This is a genomic window from Sneathia sanguinegens (assembly GCF_001517935.1).
Classification (GTDB): Bacteria; Fusobacteriota; Fusobacteriia; order Fusobacteriales; family Leptotrichiaceae; genus Sneathia; species Sneathia sanguinegens.
In genome coordinates this window covers 1-17866 of the sequence record NZ_LOQF01000010.1, presented here as the reverse complement: position 1 = coordinate 17866, position 17866 = coordinate 1, and the positions used below count along the sequence as shown (strand labels likewise).

Below are 17866 nucleotides of genomic sequence, written 5' to 3'. Positions count from 1 at the left end.
AAAATGTTAATTTCATTAAAGTGGTTAAATGAATATATAGATATAAAGGATAAGGAAATATCTGAACTTGAAAATGCTCTAACTATGATAGGACAAGAAGTTGAAAAAATAGAAACAAAATTTTCTTATTTAAAAACAGTAGTTACTGCAAAAATAGTTGAATATTCAAAGGTCGAAGATTCAGATCATTTGACTTTGTGTAAGGTTGATACTGGATCTGAAATATTACAAATTATTTGTGGAGCACCTAATCATAAATTAGGCGATGTAGTATGCCTTGCAAAAATAGGAACTCAATTAGCTCCAGACTTTATAATCAAAAAAAGTAAAATAAGGGGAATATTATCTCAAGGAATGCTATGTTCAAAAAAAGAACTAGGTTTAGGAAATGAAGCAGATGGAATAATAATTTTACCTCAAGATACAAAATTAGGTGTAGCTTTGAGTGATTATTATGATAAAGGAGATACAGTTTTTGAATTAGAAATAACACCTAATAGACCAGATTGCTTATCATATATAGGTATAGCAAGAGAATTAAGTGCTTATTACAATCAACCTTTAAAAAAGCCTGAAATAAAGATAGAAGAAAAAGGTGAAAATATAGATTTTTCTGTAAAAATTCAAGATGAAAAATTGTCAAATAGATATTTAGCAAGGGTTATAAAAAACATAAAAGTTGAAGAAAGTCCAAAATGGTTAAAAGATAGATTAGAAGCAATAGGAGTTAAAAGTGTCAATAATATTGTAGATATATCAAATTATGTAATGTTTGAAATGGGACAACCTAATCATATCTATGATCTTGATAAATTAGGTAAGGAAGTAGAAGTAAGAAGGGCTTTTGCTGATGAAGAATTTGTAACATTGGATGATAAAAAAATTAAATTAACAACAGAAGATATAGTTGTAGCTTCAAATGGAAAGGCTGTAGCCTTAGCTGGGGTTATAGGTGGTTTAGATACTTGTGTTGATGAAAATACAAAAAATATTTTAATAGAAACAGCTCATTTTGATAATATAATGGTTAGAAGAAGTTCAAGAAGACATGCAATATTTACTGAAGCTTCATATAGATTTGAAAGATGGGTAGATACAATTTCTTTGGATAAAGTATCAAAAAGATTAGCTCAATTTATTGGCGGAGATTTACAAAAGGGCTTTGTTGAAGAATATAAATTTAAACCTATTTTACCTGATACTTTGCTTAATTTAGAAAAACTATATAAATTTATAGGTAAAAGAGTTGAAAAAAATAAAGTATTAGATATATTTAAAAAGTTGGAAATTAAGGTAGAAGATAATGGTTCTGACTTACTTTTAACACCACCATGTTTTAGATCAGACCTATTAACTGCTCAAGACTATTACGAAGAAGTAATTAGAATGTATGGCTTTGATAATATAGAAAATATTTTGCCAGATCTTGAAATAAAGAAGGATTTAATAATAGATAATACAAAATTAAATTGTACAGTAAAACTTATCCTAGCTAATTTAGGGTTGAAAGAAGTAATAAATTATAGCTTTATACCAAAAACAGCCTTTGCTAAGATAAAGAGTAAGGAAGAAGATTTAATAGAAATTTCTAATCCAATAACTGAAGATTTTGCTATTATGAGACCTACATTTATGTATAGCTTGTTAAAAAATGCTTCAGATAATTTCAATAGAAGTGTTCAAAATGTTAATTTCTTTGAAGTTGCTAAAACTTTCTTAAAGGATAAAGAAATTACAAAAATAGGTATTGTATTATCAGGTACTTTAAGTAAGGATATATTTAATAATGAAAGACAATATGATTTTTATGATATGAAAGGTATAGTAGAAGAACTTTTTGCAAAGCTTAATATAAAATCATATAGCTTATATAGAACAACAAATGAAGCATATCATTTAGGTAGAGCTGCAGATATTTATGTAGGAAATACTTTACTTGGAACATTTGGACAAATACATCCAGATTTAGAAGAAAATTTTGATTTGGAAAATAAGTCAACAATTTATTGTGAATTGAATCTTGATGAAATGAGCAAATATATGAAATCTAATTTCAAATATAAAAGCTTGAGTAAATATCAATTAGTGACAAGAGATTTAGCCTTTGTTGTTAAGGAAGATGTACAAATAGGGGAAATTTTAAAAGCTATAGAAAAGAGTAGTAAAATAGTAAATAAAATAGAATTATTTGATATATATAAGGGTGGAATTATAGAAAAAGGCTATAAGAGTTTTGCAATTAAGTTATATATGTCAGATCCACAAAAAACTTTAGAAGAAAAAGAAATTAATGAAGTTGTAAATAAGGTAATTGATAAAATTACAAAAGATTATTCTGCAAGCATTAGAAATTAAAAAGGTGGGAATTATGAAAAAAATATTAATTGGAATAGTAACAATGTTAACTTTATGCTCATGTTCCCTTATTTCAAAAGATATTTTAATATCTAATAGGGAAATAAATTCATATGTTAGCAAAAAAATGAATATATCACAAAACTATATTCTAGCTAGGGCAAATATAAAAAACTTAGATACAAGAGTTAGAAATGGTAAAATTTATTCAGACTTAGAATATAATTATGCTATTTTAGGAGGAACAGTTGCTGAAAGCAAGGGTAAAATATTGATTAATTATGATTTAGAAATTAAGGATAATAAACTATATTTAAAAAATCCTAATGTAGTAGATTTTACTGCAGAAAAGGGCCTTATTGCCGACGAAAAAGTAAAAAAACTTTTAATAGATTTGGTATTAAATGGCTTAACTTATGCACAAATACAAGACTTTGGAACAAAATATAAAATTAAGGATATCAAGATGGTTAATAATAGGGGCATCTTGTTGATTATGGAGTGATTATGGAAGAAAAATGGGACCTAACATATATATTTAAAAATGATGAAGAGTGGCAAAAGAATTATGAAAAGGGACTTTTGTTAGTAGATGAAGTGAAAAAATATGAAGGTAGATTAACAGAAAGTAAAAAAACCTTTAAAGAACATCTTAAGGAAGAAGAAGATATAGATATTTTTGTTGAAAATTTATACATGTATGCACATTTAAATCGGGATGTAGATACAAGCCAAGAAAAATATCAAGATATGTTCTCAAAAATACAAAAACTTCTTGCAAAATATAGACAAAATTCTTCTTATGTCATAACTGAATATATAGAAAATAGAGATAAAATTGAAGAATATTTAAAAGATGAAGACTTGAAGGAATATAAGCATATTTTTGAGAAAATATTTTCAAAGGCAGAACATACTTTGAGTGAAAAAGAAGAAAGAATAATTGCAAGTTTTTCAGAAATTATGGATGCACCTGATAATATTTTTACAGCACTTAATGAAACAGATATTACTTTTGCTGATGTTGATGGTGAAAAATTAAATAATACTAATTTTACAGTATTTTTAGAATCAAAAGACAGAGAAAAAAGAAAAAAAGCTTACACAAATCTATATGAAGGATATAAGCAATATATTAATACATATGCAAATATACTAGCAACTAATGTTAAAGTATATAATTTGGATGCAAAACTTAGAAAATATGCTTCAGCAAGACAAGCTTCACTATCAGAAAATTTTATAGACGAAAGAGTTTATGATAATTTAGTAAATACTATTAATTCTAAACTTCCTTTGTTACATAAATATATGGAATATAGAAAAAATATTTTAGGTTTATCAAAACTTGAAATGTATGATATCTATGTTTCAACAGCGAAAAATTTTGAAATTAGCTACACTATAGAAGAAGCAAAAGAAATAATATTTGAAGCTTTAAAACCACTAGGTAAAGATTATGAAAAAATATTACATAAGTGTTTTGATGAACATTGGATAGACTTTACAGTTAATGATAATAAGGTTGGAGGAGCATATTCAAGTGGAGGATATAAAACAAAACCATATATATTAATGAGTTGGAAAAATAATTTGGATTCTTTATATACATTGGCACATGAAATAGGGCATAGCGTACATTCATATTATTCAAGACATGCTCAAAACTATTTTTATTCATCATATGTGTTATTCTTAGCAGAAATTGCTTCAACAACTAATGAAAATTTACTAACACACTATTTGTTAGAAAAATATAAGGATAATAAGGAAGCATTAATATATATATTGAATAATCATTTGGATGGCTATAGGGGTACAGTCTTTAGACAAACTCAATTTGCTGAATTTGAAAATGAAATATATAAATTGGATGCACAAGGAAAACCTTTAACTGCAAATAGATTATGTAAGTTATATAAAGAAATTAATGAAAAATATTATGGTCCTAATGTAAATACAGATGATAAAATTTCTTACGAATGGGCTAGAATACCACATTTTTACTATGATTTCTATGTTTATCAATATGCAACTGGCTTTAGTTGTGCTGTATATTTTGCAAATAGCATAATAAATGGTGGTCAAGAAGCAGTAGATAAATATATTAATTATTTGAAAGCAGGTTGTTCAAAATATCCATTAGATATTTTAAAAGATGCAGGATTAGATATTTTGGGTGGAACTGTAGTAAATAGTGCATTAGATGAATTTGCAAGAAAATTAGAAGTATTGAAAAGCTTGTGAGTTTGTGATACAATTAATTTAATAAGAAAAAAGAAAGGCGGATTACAGATGAGTAATATAAAATATCAAACAGTTATTGAAGATATTTATGCAAGAGAAATCCTTGATTCAAGAGGAAATCCAACAGTTGAAGTTGAAGTTTATCTTGAAGGTGGTGCAATGGGAAGAGCTTCTGTTCCATCAGGAGCATCAACAGGTGTACACGAAGCCGTTGAATTAAGAGACGGAGATAAGAAAAGATACCTAGGTAAAGGAACATTAAAAGCTGTTGAAAATGTTAATACTATAATAGCTGAAAATGTAATCGGAATGGACGCACTTGACCAAGTTGCAATAGACAAGACAATGATAAAATTAGATGGAACACCTAATAAAGCTAATTTAGGAGCAAATGCTATTTTAGGAGTATCATTAGCAGTAGCTAAGGCAGCAGCTAACCAATTAGGTTTACCTCTATACAGATATCTTGGTGGAGTTAATGCAAAAGAATTACCAGTTCCAATGATGAACATTTTAAATGGTGGAGCACATGCAGATTCTGCTGTTGATGTTCAAGAATTTATGATACAACCAGTTGGAGCAAAATCATATAAAGAAGCTTTAAGAATGGGTGCTGAAGTATTCCATCATTTAGGAAAATTATTAAAAGCTAATGGAGATTCAACAAATGTTGGTAACGAAGGAGGATATGCACCTTCTAAGATTGCTGGAACTAAGGGAGCATTAGATATCATTTCTAAGGCAGTTAAAGATGCAGGATATAAATTAGGAGAAGATATTACATTTGCATTAGATGTAGCTTCATCAGAATTCTATGATGCAAAAACTAAGAAATATGTATTCAAAAGAGAAGGTGGAGAAAAAACAGCTAAGGAAATGGTTGAATGGTTTGAAGAATTATGTTCAGAATATCCAATTGTATCAATAGAAGATGGACTTGCTGAAGATGATTGGGAAGGCTTCAAATTAATGACAGACAAATTAGGAAAGAAATTACAAATAGTAGGAGATGACCTATTTGTTACAAATACTGAAAGATTGGCAAAAGGTATTGAAAAAGGTGTAGCTAATGCAATCTTAATTAAGTTAAATCAAATAGGAACATTAACTGAAACATTAGATGCAATTGAAATGGCTAAGAAAGCTGGATATACAGCAGTAGTTTCACATAGATCAGGAGAAACTGAAGACGATACTATAGCTGATGTAGCAGTTGCAACAAATGCAGGACAAATTAAGACAGGTTCAGCTTCAAGAACAGATAGAATAGCTAAGTACAATCAATTATTAAGAATTGAAGATGATTTAGCTGGTGAAGCAATTTACAAAGGTCTTAAATCTATTTATGTTATAAAATAATAGAAAATTAGAGATTACTAGAGATGGTAGTCTCTTTTTTTGTATAATAAACTTTTGGGTTAAAAAAGAAACATAAAAGAAAACAAGTATAAATCAATAGGTATTTATACTTTTTTTATTGAGTTAAATAATAGGTAAATATATGTGTAAAATAAAGTTGATTTTATGCGGGGGGGGGGTGTTACTATAAAAGATGTGTGTTTTTTTAGGAAACATGAAAAAAATTAAAATAAGGAGGAAAAAAATGGAAAATATAGTAATATTATCACAACTATTATATAAAATTAAACGAAATTTTAATATTTTTACTACTAAAAAGCTTTTAATTTCATTATTAGTTCTAATGACTAATATTACTTTAGCAAATAATTTGGATAAATTTGTAGAATATACAAAGGAAATAGAAAGTATTAAACATACAGACTTACAAGCAGTAGATTTTAAATTTGCAGACTATTTTTTAGCAGAATCAAAAATAAATAAAGAGGTATCTGATGAGTTTTTGGTAATTTTACCAGATGTAAGTATATTAGAAAAAAATAAGGATAAATTAAGTAAGCTTGGTAAGGAAATATTAATATTTTTACTAAAAGAAAAGAATGATAAATTAATAAATAGAAGCATAAAAGAATTAAAAGAGGATAAATTCGCGAAAAATATAAAAATTATAACACTATCATTAGATGATGAAGAAACAGATAGATTTATAACAGACACTGAAGACAATTCACTATATTTTCAGGACTATTTTAAATATAAGTTTTATAGACAATATAAGAAAATAACAAAGTATGACTATTTAGGAGTGATTAATAAATGAAGAATGTAATAAATGTTGAAGAAATGAAAAGATATTTAAAAAGAAGCCTAAAAAAGAAAGTAAAGATAACGACAAGTTTGATAGTGTTATTTATGATGAGTAATAGTATTGTTAATGGAAATGTAATAATGATTGATAAGGGTAAAATATCAGCATCAACTAAACCGTCTGCTCAAGCAATACCTAGTCAAAAAAATAAAACAGTAGCATTAAATCCCAATTCAGAAAGTGGTAATACTGTAGGCATAAATGATGTGGCTGAAGGTTCAGTAGCAGTAGGTTATTTAGCAAAAGCAAGTGGTGGGTCTTCAGTAGCAGTAGGTTATAGTGCTGAAGCTGCTGCTGAGGAAGCAATAGCAATAGGACATGAAGCTACTACAGCTTTTAGAGAATCAGTAAGTATAGGGTTGCAATCTAAAATAAAAGGAGATCAAGGGGTTTCGATTGGATCAAAAACAGCTGCATCTGGTCAAGCGGTTGCAATCGGAAGTGATATTTATGCTTTAGGAAAATCATCAATTGCAATAGGGAATGATGATATTGGAGGAACAGATCATTTACCAGAAGAAACAATTAGAAGAATATATAAAGGAATAGTTAATGAAGGTGTTAAAAAACAAAATGAGTTTGATAGTGCATATATAGATTCTAAACAATATTCTCCAACATATGCAGGGGGGACTTCAGCAATAGCTATAGGGTCAAGATCTGTAGCTGCAGCAGATCAATCAATTGCAATGGGAGTTTTATCTTTTGCTTTAGCAAATGGATCTACTGCAATAGGAAGGTATGCATTTGTAGATGAAGGTGCTGCTCAAGGATTAGCCGTTGGTGAAAAAGCAAGAGTATTTAGTGCACATTCATTAGCTTTAGGTAATGAAAATGAATCAACAAATGAAGGATCAATGTCATATGGGTATAGGGCAAAAGCAGTAGGTATAGGTTCACTAGCTATTGGAAATAAGGTTGCTTCTAATGCAGAAATAAAAAATATATCTGATTTACAAAAAATATTTACTGGAAATAGTAGTATCGATGATAAAAAAAATTCAATTGAAAAATATAATCCTGAATATATTGAAACTGGTGACACAAAATTTACATTGAATAATAAAGATATAAAAAAATTAAAAAGTATGGGAAATTATGGAATATCATTAGGAAGTAATGCATATTCTATTGGTAATAATTCAATGACAATAGGGTCTTTGTCACTATCAGAAGGTAAAAATTCACTTGCTTTAGGTGTAATATCTTATGCCAAAGGAGATAACTCTATGGCAATAGGTACTGAATCTATTTCAAAAGCCAATAATTCAATGGCTATAGGTATAGGGGCAAAGGCTTATTTAGAAAATTCATTAGCATTAGGTAATAAATCTATGACTGATTACCAACAGGATTGGTTTAATAAAAAAGGTTATGTTCCTAAGGGTGCAATTTCATTACCATCATCAACAAATGTCGGTGTAATATCAGTAGGTAGTATAGGACAAGAACGTAGAATAACTAATGTTGCAGCAGGTTACAGAGATACAGATGCTGTAAATGTTTCACAATTAAAAAGTGTTGAAGATAAATTGAGTGCTGTTAATTTATCTGGTTATGATAGTTCTATGGTTAATTTTGTGTCTGTAGATAAAACAACAGCTGATGGTGAAGGTAAAAAAATGCAAGACCTTGCTATTAGAATGGGGAACTATAAAGAATATATACAACTTAAAGCTAAGCTTTTAGAAATGAAAGTTAGAAAAGAAAAAAATCATGAAACTATTAATGGTGAAGTAGAAAAAGAAATAGAAAATCTTTTAAAAGATGCAAAATATAATTATATAAAAAATAAAGACGAAAGTTTTAAAAATTTTGAGGCTGAGATTAATAAGAGTAGTGAAGCTGCAACAAAAATTTTGACAGAAATTGATAAAAAGAAAGATGAATTAATTAAAGATGAAAACTTAAAATCAATTTTAAGTACTGAAGAAAAAAAATCTTTTGAAAAATCTAATTTCTATAATAAATTAACAACTGGAAAAGATGCAATAGCAATAGGTGCTTTTGCAGATGCAACTAAAGAACAAGCAGTAGCCATAGGTAAGAATGCAAAAGGTGATTCTTTTTCAGTAGCTATAGGAGGAGATTCAGAATCAAAGAATAAAGCTGTTGCAATAGGAGATAGAGCAAAAGCATTAGGTGTAAGAAGTGTAGCAATAGGACATGAGGCAAAAGCAAATAACGAGTATTCAGTAGCAATAGGTGATGGTTCAGAAGCAAATTCAAGTACAACTGAAGCGTATTTAACTAAAGATCAAAATAGTGGTGGAAAAACATTTGCTGTAGGTGGTACAAATGTTAAAAGAAGAATAACAGGTGTAGCTGACGGGTCAGCTGATTCTGATGCAGTTACTGTTAAACAATTAAAAAAAGTTGGGAATATCATATTTACAGGAGATACTGGTTCTAATGTAACATTTGAATTAGTTAAAAATATAGATATAAAAGGAGCAACAGCAAAAAAACAAAATAGTACTGATATGGAAACTTGGGGTCAAGGAGATAATAAACATACTGTAGAAAATATACAAACACATGTATCAAAAATTGGTGATACTCAAAGAATAGTGATAGGTATGAAAGATGTACCAAGATTTACTAAAATTAAATTAGGGAATGATTCTAGTGTTAATTTAAGTGTTAATAACAATAATTTAACTTTAAATAATAAGAAGTTAACAGGATTAGCAGATGGTGATATTAGTACTTCATCAACAGATGCAGTAACTGGAAAGCAATTAGAAGCTAGAACAAAATTCACTATACAAGCAGATGAGTATAGAGAAAATGATAAAGGTACTGAAAATAAATCTGTTGAACTTGCATTTCCTAAAAAAATTATCTTTAAAGGAGCAGAAGGAAAAAATAAAGGTAAAACATATGATACTACATATGCAACAGACAATGTAAGAACATACATTGAAAAGAATGGAAATGATTATGAAGTAATAGTTGCATTTAAAAATAAGCCTAAATTTGATAAAGTACAGATTGGTGAAGTTGGAAACTTTGTAATTTCAAAAAATTCTGAAGCATTTGAATTTAATAAGAAAAAACTTGGAAAGGTAGCACCAGGTAGAATAGGAAAAGACTCTGGAGATGTTGTAGTAGGAGATCAATTAAAAGATTATGTTAAACAAATAGATTCTTCAAATGGTGACGATATATCAGTAACATTAACTGATATTATGGATGCTAAAAATAAAGTTGGAGTTAAGTATACTTTAGGTTTAAATCAAAATTTAAAAAATAAAATAAATAAAATAGATGAAAAAGCTGATAAATCAGAATTAACAAAACTAGGAAATAAAGAAATTACATTTATTGGTGACACAAGAGGTGCAGAAAAAAATGATATTAAAGTTAAATTAGGTGAAGAAATAGAAATAAAAGCAGAAGATCATTGGAATTATAATAAAGAAACTAAAGCACATACTGATTCAGACCCTTATTATGAAACAGAAAATCTTTCAACATACTATAGAATAAAAGATGGTAAAAAACAAATCCTTATAGGTATGAAAAGTAAGCCAATCTTCGAAGAAATAACAATAGGTAAATCGGCAGAGAATAGAGTTAGCATTACTAAAGATGGAATTAGTCTTAATAAGAAAATACAAGATCCAACTAATAATAAAAATAAAATAGATACAGTCGTAAAATTTGAAGTAGATAATGAAGGTAGCTTAAAATTAAATTCTAAAAAAATAACAGGACTTGCAAAGGGAACTGAAGATAGTGATGCAGTAAATATGCAACAGTTCAAAACATTGGAAAGTACAGTAACAAATAATACAAGTTCTATTAATATAAATAAAGCAGAAATAGCTAAAAAATTAAATGTAGATGCAGATAATATAAGTGAAAAAGGGAAAAATAAATTAACTGAACAATTAGGAACTGGTGTTATTGCAGATAGTAATACAAACCTAGTTACAGGTGGAGTTGTAAAAAAATATGTAACTGATGAAATTAACGAGATTAATACTAGATTAAATAGTAAATTAAGTAGTGCAGATGTAAAAGTTACAGGTGATGATTATATCACTGTAAATACGGATGTAACTAAACCTAATCATTATACATTAGTATTTGATAAAGATAAAATAGGTAAAGAAATTAATTTATCTAATAATAGTAAATTAAATGAAAAATTTGATAAATATGCATTGCTTGATGGAACAAATTTAAATAATAACGAATTTAATTTGGATACTTGGCAATCTAAATTAGGTAATGGAGTTGTAGCTGATAATAATAAAGGGCTAGTTACAGGTGGAGTAGTATATAAGTTTGTTAATAATATTAAACAAGAATTATCTAATAAATCTACCGAAGATTTAGCTAAGAAATTAAATGTAAATGCTGATAATTTAAGTGACCAAGGAGTAACTACTTTAACTACCAAATTAGGAATAGGTAAAATTGAAGATAATAATAATAACCTAGTTAAAGGTGGAGTAGTTAAAACATATGTAGATGATAAACTAAAAGATAAATTAAATAGTGACGATGTAAAAGTTACAGGTGATGAATATATCGAAGTAACAAGTGAAAAAGATAAACCTAATCACTATGAATTAAAATTTAACGAAGATACTTTAAAGCAACTTGTTAATAATACAGATATAACTAATAACACTTCTTTAAAGACTGAACTAGATAAAAAAGCAGATTTAGATGCAAGTAATGTAAACGGTGACAATTTAACTAAGTGGCAAACTGTATTGGGTGATGGTACTATAGATGATGGTAATACAGGATTAGTAACAGGTGGAGTAGTTAAAACATATGTGGATAGTCAAATAAAAGATAAATTGGACATAATAAACACAAACTTAAGTAGTAAATTATCTGATATAACTATTACTGGAGATAAGTATATTAAAGCAACTAAAGTAAGTAATTCAAACTATACATTAGCTTTAAATGAAGATATCTTAAATAATCATTTAAATTCATATGACTTTAGTAATAATAAAGTTATTAAAAATATAAATAACGATATAGATAAAAAATTAAATAAAGATGATATAGATGTTACTGGAGATAATAAATATATTAATGTAAGTAGTACAGGTAAAAAATATACAGTATCATTTGATGAAACACAATTAAAAACTACTGTTAGTGGGTCTGACTTTAGTAACAATAAATCAATACAAGATATGTTAGATAAGAAAGCTAATTTAGATGCAGGTAATGTAACAGGGGATAATTTAACTAAGTGGCAATCAACATTAGGTACAGGTAAAGTTGAAGATAATAATAAAGGATTAGTTACAGGAGGAACTGTAAGTGCTGCTATAAAACCAATAAATACAAGAGTTGACCAATTAAGTACAGATTTAAATGATAAATTATCTGATATAACTATTACAGGTGATGACTATATTACAGCAACTAAGGGTAGTGCTAAAGGGGTATATACATTATCATTTAATAAAGATAATTTACAAAATTTAATAAACTCAAATAATTTTGATTTATCAAAAAATACTACAATAACTAATATTAATACAGAGTTAGCTAAAAAAGCTAATAAGGATGCAACTAATTTAGAAGATAAAGATGTTAAGGATTGGCAAGCTAAATTAGGTAATGGTGCTATGAATGATGGTGACACTGGATTAGTTAAAGGTGGAGTAGTTAAAACATATGTAGATAGTAAAATAGAAAATAATACAAGTACTATCAATACAAAACTAGATAAAAAGTTAAATACAGAAGATGTTGATGTTAAAGGTGATGGTAAATATATCACTGTAACAAATATAGATAATGTTAAGACAAAGTATAAAGTAGCATTTGATGAAAATAAATTACAACAACTTGTTAACAGTACAGATATAACTAATAACACTTATCTAAAAGCTAAATTAGACGATAAGGCAGATAAAAATGCAAATAATTTAAATGATACAGATATAACTAGTTGGCAAGCTAAATTAGGTAATGGTAGTGTTGCCAAAGGTGAAACTAAACTTGTTAAAGGTGATACTGTATTCAATTATGTTGATAATATTGTTAATAACATTAAACAAGATTTATCAAATAAGTCTAACACAGATTTAACCAAAAAATTAAATGTAGATGCAGATAATTTAAGTGAAACAGGTAAAACTGCTTTAACTAATGCACTCGGAACAGGTACTATTACAGATAATAATACAAACCTTGTTACAGGGGGGACAGTTAAAAAATATATAACTGATGAAATAAACGATATTAACAATAAAGTAAGTAATAAATTAAGTAGTGACGATGTAGATGTTACAGGTGATGATTACATCACAGTAAATAAGGGTACAATTAAACGTAATCATTATAGCCTAGTATTTGATAAAGATAAATTAGCTAGTGATCTTGATTTAACTAAGAACACTAAATTAACTGAACGATTTAATAAATATGCACTACTTGATGGAACTAATTTAGAAAATATTGATTTAAATGTATGGCAAGCTAAACTTGGTAATGGTACTATAACTAAAGATAATACAGGATTAGTTAAAGGTGGAGATATATACAATTATGTTAATACAATTAAGCAAGAATTAACTAATAAATCTACACTAGATTTATCTAATAAATTAGATAAAGATGGGACTAATCTAGATACTGCATCATTAGTTAAATTAACAGAAAAATTAAGTAATGAATCAAATTTATCTACACCAACTAATAGATTAGTTACAGATACTAAGGTAAGTGAAGCATTAAAAGGTAAATTAGATATAGATGCAAACAACTTAACTAAAGAAGGTGAAAATACTTTAACTAATAGATTAGGAACTGGTGAAGTTAAAGAAGGTGATACTAAACTTGTTACAGGTGGAAAAGTTTATGAAGTTAAGAAAGAATTAAATAAGAGTATATCTAGTAACACACAAAATATTACAGAATTAGATAATAAATATACTACTCTTAATAATCAAGTTACAACAAATACTAATGATATTAAGAACTTACAAACAACAGTAAATGGTCTTAAGAATACAACACAAGATATTACTAATATTAAGAATAAATTAGGTGATATAGATAATAGTATAACTAATATCAATACTAAATTAGATGGTAAGTTAGATAAAGCTGATTTATCAATAACAGGTGATAAATATATTGGTGTTAAGAAAGATAATAAATTTAACTACACATTATCATTTAATAAAACTAACTTAGAAAATGATCTTGATTTAACTAATAATAATTCAATAAACAATATGTTTACTACTAAATTAGGTGATATTAATACTAATATTGGAGATTTAAAAACTAAAGTTGAAAGTAATACAAATAACATTAATTCATTAACAACTAAGGTAGACACAAACACTAACGATATTACTACTCTAAAACAAGATATGACTAAGAAGTTAAATGTAGATGCAGATAATTTAACAGCAAAGGGAGAAACTAACTTAATTAATAAATTATCTAAAGATTCAGATATATCTAAACCTAATAATAAATTAGTAACAGATAAACAAGTAAATGAACATCTAAAAAATTACTATAATAAAACTGAAGTTGATGAAAAGGTAAGTAATATATCTAATACTGTAGTTGGAGCAAATAAGAAATCTGATTTAGCATTAGGAGGAGTAGCGAATGCAGTAGCTATGGCAAACTTATTGCAAGCAAATTCAAACGCAAAATACAAGACTAATATATCAGCAGCATATGGATATTATGGAGGAGCAAACGCCTTAGCAGTAGGTTTCAGTGGAGTTAGTGAAAATAGAATGGTATCATATAGAGTAAGTGGTTCGGTAAATACAAAAGGAAATATAGCATTAGGAGCAGGTTTAGGAGTAATGCTTGGTGAATTTAAGACTGATAAATATCCTGAAAAAGGAAAGAAAATTAGTGAACTTGAAGAAAAATTAAAAATGCAAGAAAATGAAATTAATATTCTTAAGAAAAAAGCAGAAAAAACTGATATACTTGAAAAGCAAATTCAAGAACTTATGAAATTAATCAAAAAATAAGATAAAAAGCAGAGATAACTATCTCTGTTTTTTTGTATTTATGGTATAATTAAGATGATGGAGGTAATTATGAAAAAGATATTTTTAATGATTTTTTTATCCACAATTAGCTTTTCATCTTTATATCAAAGATTTAATAGTGGACAGGAATACAAACAAGAGATATTAAAAACTGATAATGTTAATGAAAGAACTTTTGGTTTTTATTTGAATGCAGATTTATTGAATAAAAAAGAAAGAGAACAAGAAAAAGAAAATATAATTAAATCTTTTCCTAGTATTTCAAGCTTTTTTGAAAGATTATATAACCTCAATAGTCCTAAATTATATAACATAAAAGAAATTATAGATATATTTAATCAAGTGAATGATAACAAATTGTTTAATGAATCGCTTCTTATAGAGATTTGTATAGAAAAAGGGTATATTAATGACTTGAAAAAGATATACAAAGGGATAGATAAATACACATATATTTATAAAAGGCTAACAAATAATTATGATGAAATATTGAAATATGGAATGAATAAAGATAAAAATTATCATATACTACTCAATATGTTTGTTCAATATTTAACGAAAGCATATGACAAATCTAATAATGAAGTTGAAAATATGGATAATTTTTTAAGTTTTACTGAAAAATATGTTGATTTATTGCAAACACAAGATAAAAGAATGATATTTAAGATAATGGTTTCACTAGAAGAAACTTGTTATGTTTTAAAGAGTATGGATGTAGAATTTGGAAATAAATTTTTTTATAGGGTAGATAGGATAGTAAATAAATTAATTAATGAAAAAGATATCAAACTAATAAATGAAGACAGCAAAAAAAGAGATTTTGAATTTATAAAAACATGGAGGGAAAAATGAAAATATTTGTTTTAAATAGTGGAAGCTCATCAATTAAATTTCAAATAATAGATACAGAAAGTAGAAAAACTTTAATGAAGGGATTATGTGAGAGGATAGGGCAAGAAAATTCAGTATATACAGTTAAAAATTTAATTAAAGATTTAAAGGATAAAAATATAGAAGCTAATTTTGTAAATCATAAGAAAGCTATAGAAAAAGTTTTAGAATTAGTCACAGATGAAAGAATAGGTGTTTTAAAAACTTATGATGAAATTGATGCTATAGGGCATAGAGTGGTACATGGTGGAGAATATTTCAAAGAATCTAAGATAGTAACAGAAGAAGTCTTAAGTAAAATAGAAAGTGTATCTCTTTTAGCTCCTTTACATAATCCAGCAAATATTCAAGGAATAAAGGTATGTATGGAACTTATGCCAACTAAGAAGAATATTGCTGTATTTGATACAGCTTTTCATCAAAGTCTTGAAAAAGAAAAATATATGTATGCATTACAATATGAAGATTATGAAAAGTATCAAATAAGAAAATATGGCTTTCATGGGACTTCAGTTAGATATATAGTTAATGAATTGGAAAAAATTGATCCTAAATTAAGTAGAGTTATAGTATGCCACTTAGGAAATGGAGCCTCTATTACAGCCGTTAAAGATGGAAAATCATTTGATACTACAATGGGATTTACTCCTTTAGCAGGAATACCTATGGGAACTAGAAGTGGAGATTTAGATCCTTCTATAATTGAATATCTTGCAAAAGTTAAAAATATGAATATAGAACAAGTCTTGAATTATCTTAATAAAAATTGTGGAATGTTAGGTTTATATGGTAAATCAGATAATAGAGATATTCTAGAAGGTATACAAAATGGAGAAGATAGAGCAAAATTGGCACTTGATATATTTTGCAGTAGAATAGCAAGTTATATTGGAGCATATTATGTAGAATTAGGAGGCTTAGATGCCCTAATATTTACTGCAGGTATAGGAGAAAATTCTCCTGAAACAAGGGCAGCTATTTGTGAAAGATTAAAAGTATTAGGAGTTGAATTAGATTTAGATATTAATGATATAAGAACAGATGAAGATTTATTAATTTCAAATAAGAAATCAAAAGTTAAGGTATATAGAATGAGAACAAATGAAGAATTAATGATTGCTTTGGATGTTAAAAAAATATTAGGAAAATAGAATAGTATATTTTTGAAAAATACTTTGATAGGCAAAATAAATTATTGACTTTTACTGACAAAAGGTAGATAATATACCTAAATGGAGGTATTAGAAATGAAAAAAGTATTTTTTTCTGTTGTAGCATTACTTAGTACATTATCATTTTCACATTTTCAAATGATTAATACACCTAATTTAGATGTAGATACTAAGGTCAAAAAAGTAAGCTTCGATATTGTATTTACACATCCTGCAACTAATGGGCATACTATGAATATAGGTAGAGATATACATGGAAATATAAAACCAGTAGAAGTATTTATGTTGAAAAAGGGAGATAAGCTTATAGATGCAAAAAATAAGCTTATAAAATCTCAATTTGGTAAAAAAGATAACAAAGCTTTATCATATAAATACGATTTTACTTTTGCTGATGGATTAAGATCAGGAACTTGGGCTGTTTTATTTGTTCCAGCACCTTATTATGAAGCAAATGAAGATATATATATTAAACAAGCAACTAAAGTATATTTACAAAAAGGAGATATACAAGGTGAAGATTGGCATGAAAAACAAATGCCTAAGGGTGAACCTGAAATAATACCATATATTAATCCTTCACAAATATGGAAAGGTCAAGTATTTGTAGGACAAGTAGTAGATGGTGATGGAAATCCAGTTGCTAATGCAGATATAGAAGTAGAATTTAGAAATTATGATGTCAAAGATGGAATGTTTGTAGGTAAACCTAAGACAAATCATGCAGAAGCTGTTATAAGAGCTGATAAGAATGGAATGTTTTCATTTGTACCAACTAAAGAAGGACAATGGGGATTTGCAGCTTTAGGTGCAGGTGGAGAAAAAACATTAGATGGAAAAGAAGTTTCTCATGATGCAGTATTATGGATAGAAGCTCAAAAATAGAAAATTTTAAAATTGCTACATATCGATTAAGATATGTAGTTTTTTTTTTTTTTTTTTAATTATATGAT

At 27.2% G+C, this 17866-nt stretch carries 9 protein-coding genes; all 9 read left to right on the top strand.

Going from position 1 to position 17866, the window contains the following annotated elements:
• Nucleotides 1–3: 3 nt before the first annotated feature.
• The 9 genes from pheT (at nucleotide 4) to AWT65_RS04935 (ending at nucleotide 17798) form a co-directional block, all read left to right on the top strand.
• Nucleotides 4–2355 (top strand): phenylalanine--tRNA ligase subunit beta, encoded by a 2352-nt coding sequence (pheT, locus tag AWT65_RS04975; protein ID WP_066729946.1) that lies wholly within the window; start codon nucleotides 4–6, stop codon nucleotides 2353–2355.
• 13 nt (nucleotides 2356–2368) lie between these two features.
• Nucleotides 2369–2860, top strand: a complete 492-nt coding sequence (locus AWT65_RS04970) for a hypothetical protein (protein WP_066729945.1) — start codon at nucleotides 2369–2371, stop codon at nucleotides 2858–2860.
• Between the two features lie 2 nt (nucleotides 2861–2862).
• On the top strand, nucleotides 2863–4602 hold the full coding sequence (gene pepF / locus AWT65_RS04965) for an oligoendopeptidase F (protein ID WP_066729944.1): 1740 nt from the start codon (nucleotides 2863–2865) through the stop codon (nucleotides 4600–4602).
• Nucleotides 4603–4650: 48 nt separating this feature from the next.
• A complete protein-coding gene (eno, locus tag AWT65_RS04960; RefSeq protein WP_066729943.1) occupies nucleotides 4651–5961 on the top strand; it encodes a phosphopyruvate hydratase in 1311 nt (436 codons plus the stop codon).
• 244 nt (nucleotides 5962–6205) lie between these two features.
• A complete protein-coding gene (locus AWT65_RS04955; RefSeq protein WP_066729942.1) occupies nucleotides 6206–6781 on the top strand; it encodes a hypothetical protein in 576 nt (191 codons plus the stop codon).
• Complete coding sequence (locus AWT65_RS04950) at nucleotides 6778–14826, top strand: YadA-like family protein (protein WP_066729941.1); 8049 nt, start codon at nucleotides 6778–6780, stop codon at nucleotides 14824–14826. The genes AWT65_RS04955 and AWT65_RS04950 overlap by 4 nt, the downstream gene beginning before the upstream one ends.
• A gap of 69 nt (nucleotides 14827–14895) precedes the next feature.
• Nucleotides 14896–15702 carry a hypothetical protein gene (locus tag AWT65_RS04945; RefSeq protein WP_066729940.1) on the top strand — a complete coding sequence of 269 codons (807 nt, stop codon included), beginning with the start codon at nucleotides 14896–14898 and terminating at the stop codon, nucleotides 15700–15702.
• On the top strand, nucleotides 15699–16892 hold the full coding sequence (locus AWT65_RS04940; RefSeq protein ID WP_066729939.1) for an acetate/propionate family kinase: 1194 nt from the start codon (nucleotides 15699–15701) through the stop codon (nucleotides 16890–16892). The genes AWT65_RS04945 and AWT65_RS04940 overlap by 4 nt, the downstream gene beginning before the upstream one ends.
• A gap of 96 nt (nucleotides 16893–16988) precedes the next feature.
• Entirely contained in the window at nucleotides 16989–17798 is an 810-nt protein-coding gene (locus AWT65_RS04935) for a DUF4198 domain-containing protein (protein ID WP_066729938.1), read from the top strand.
• The last annotated feature ends 68 nt before the right edge of the window (nucleotides 17799–17866 follow it).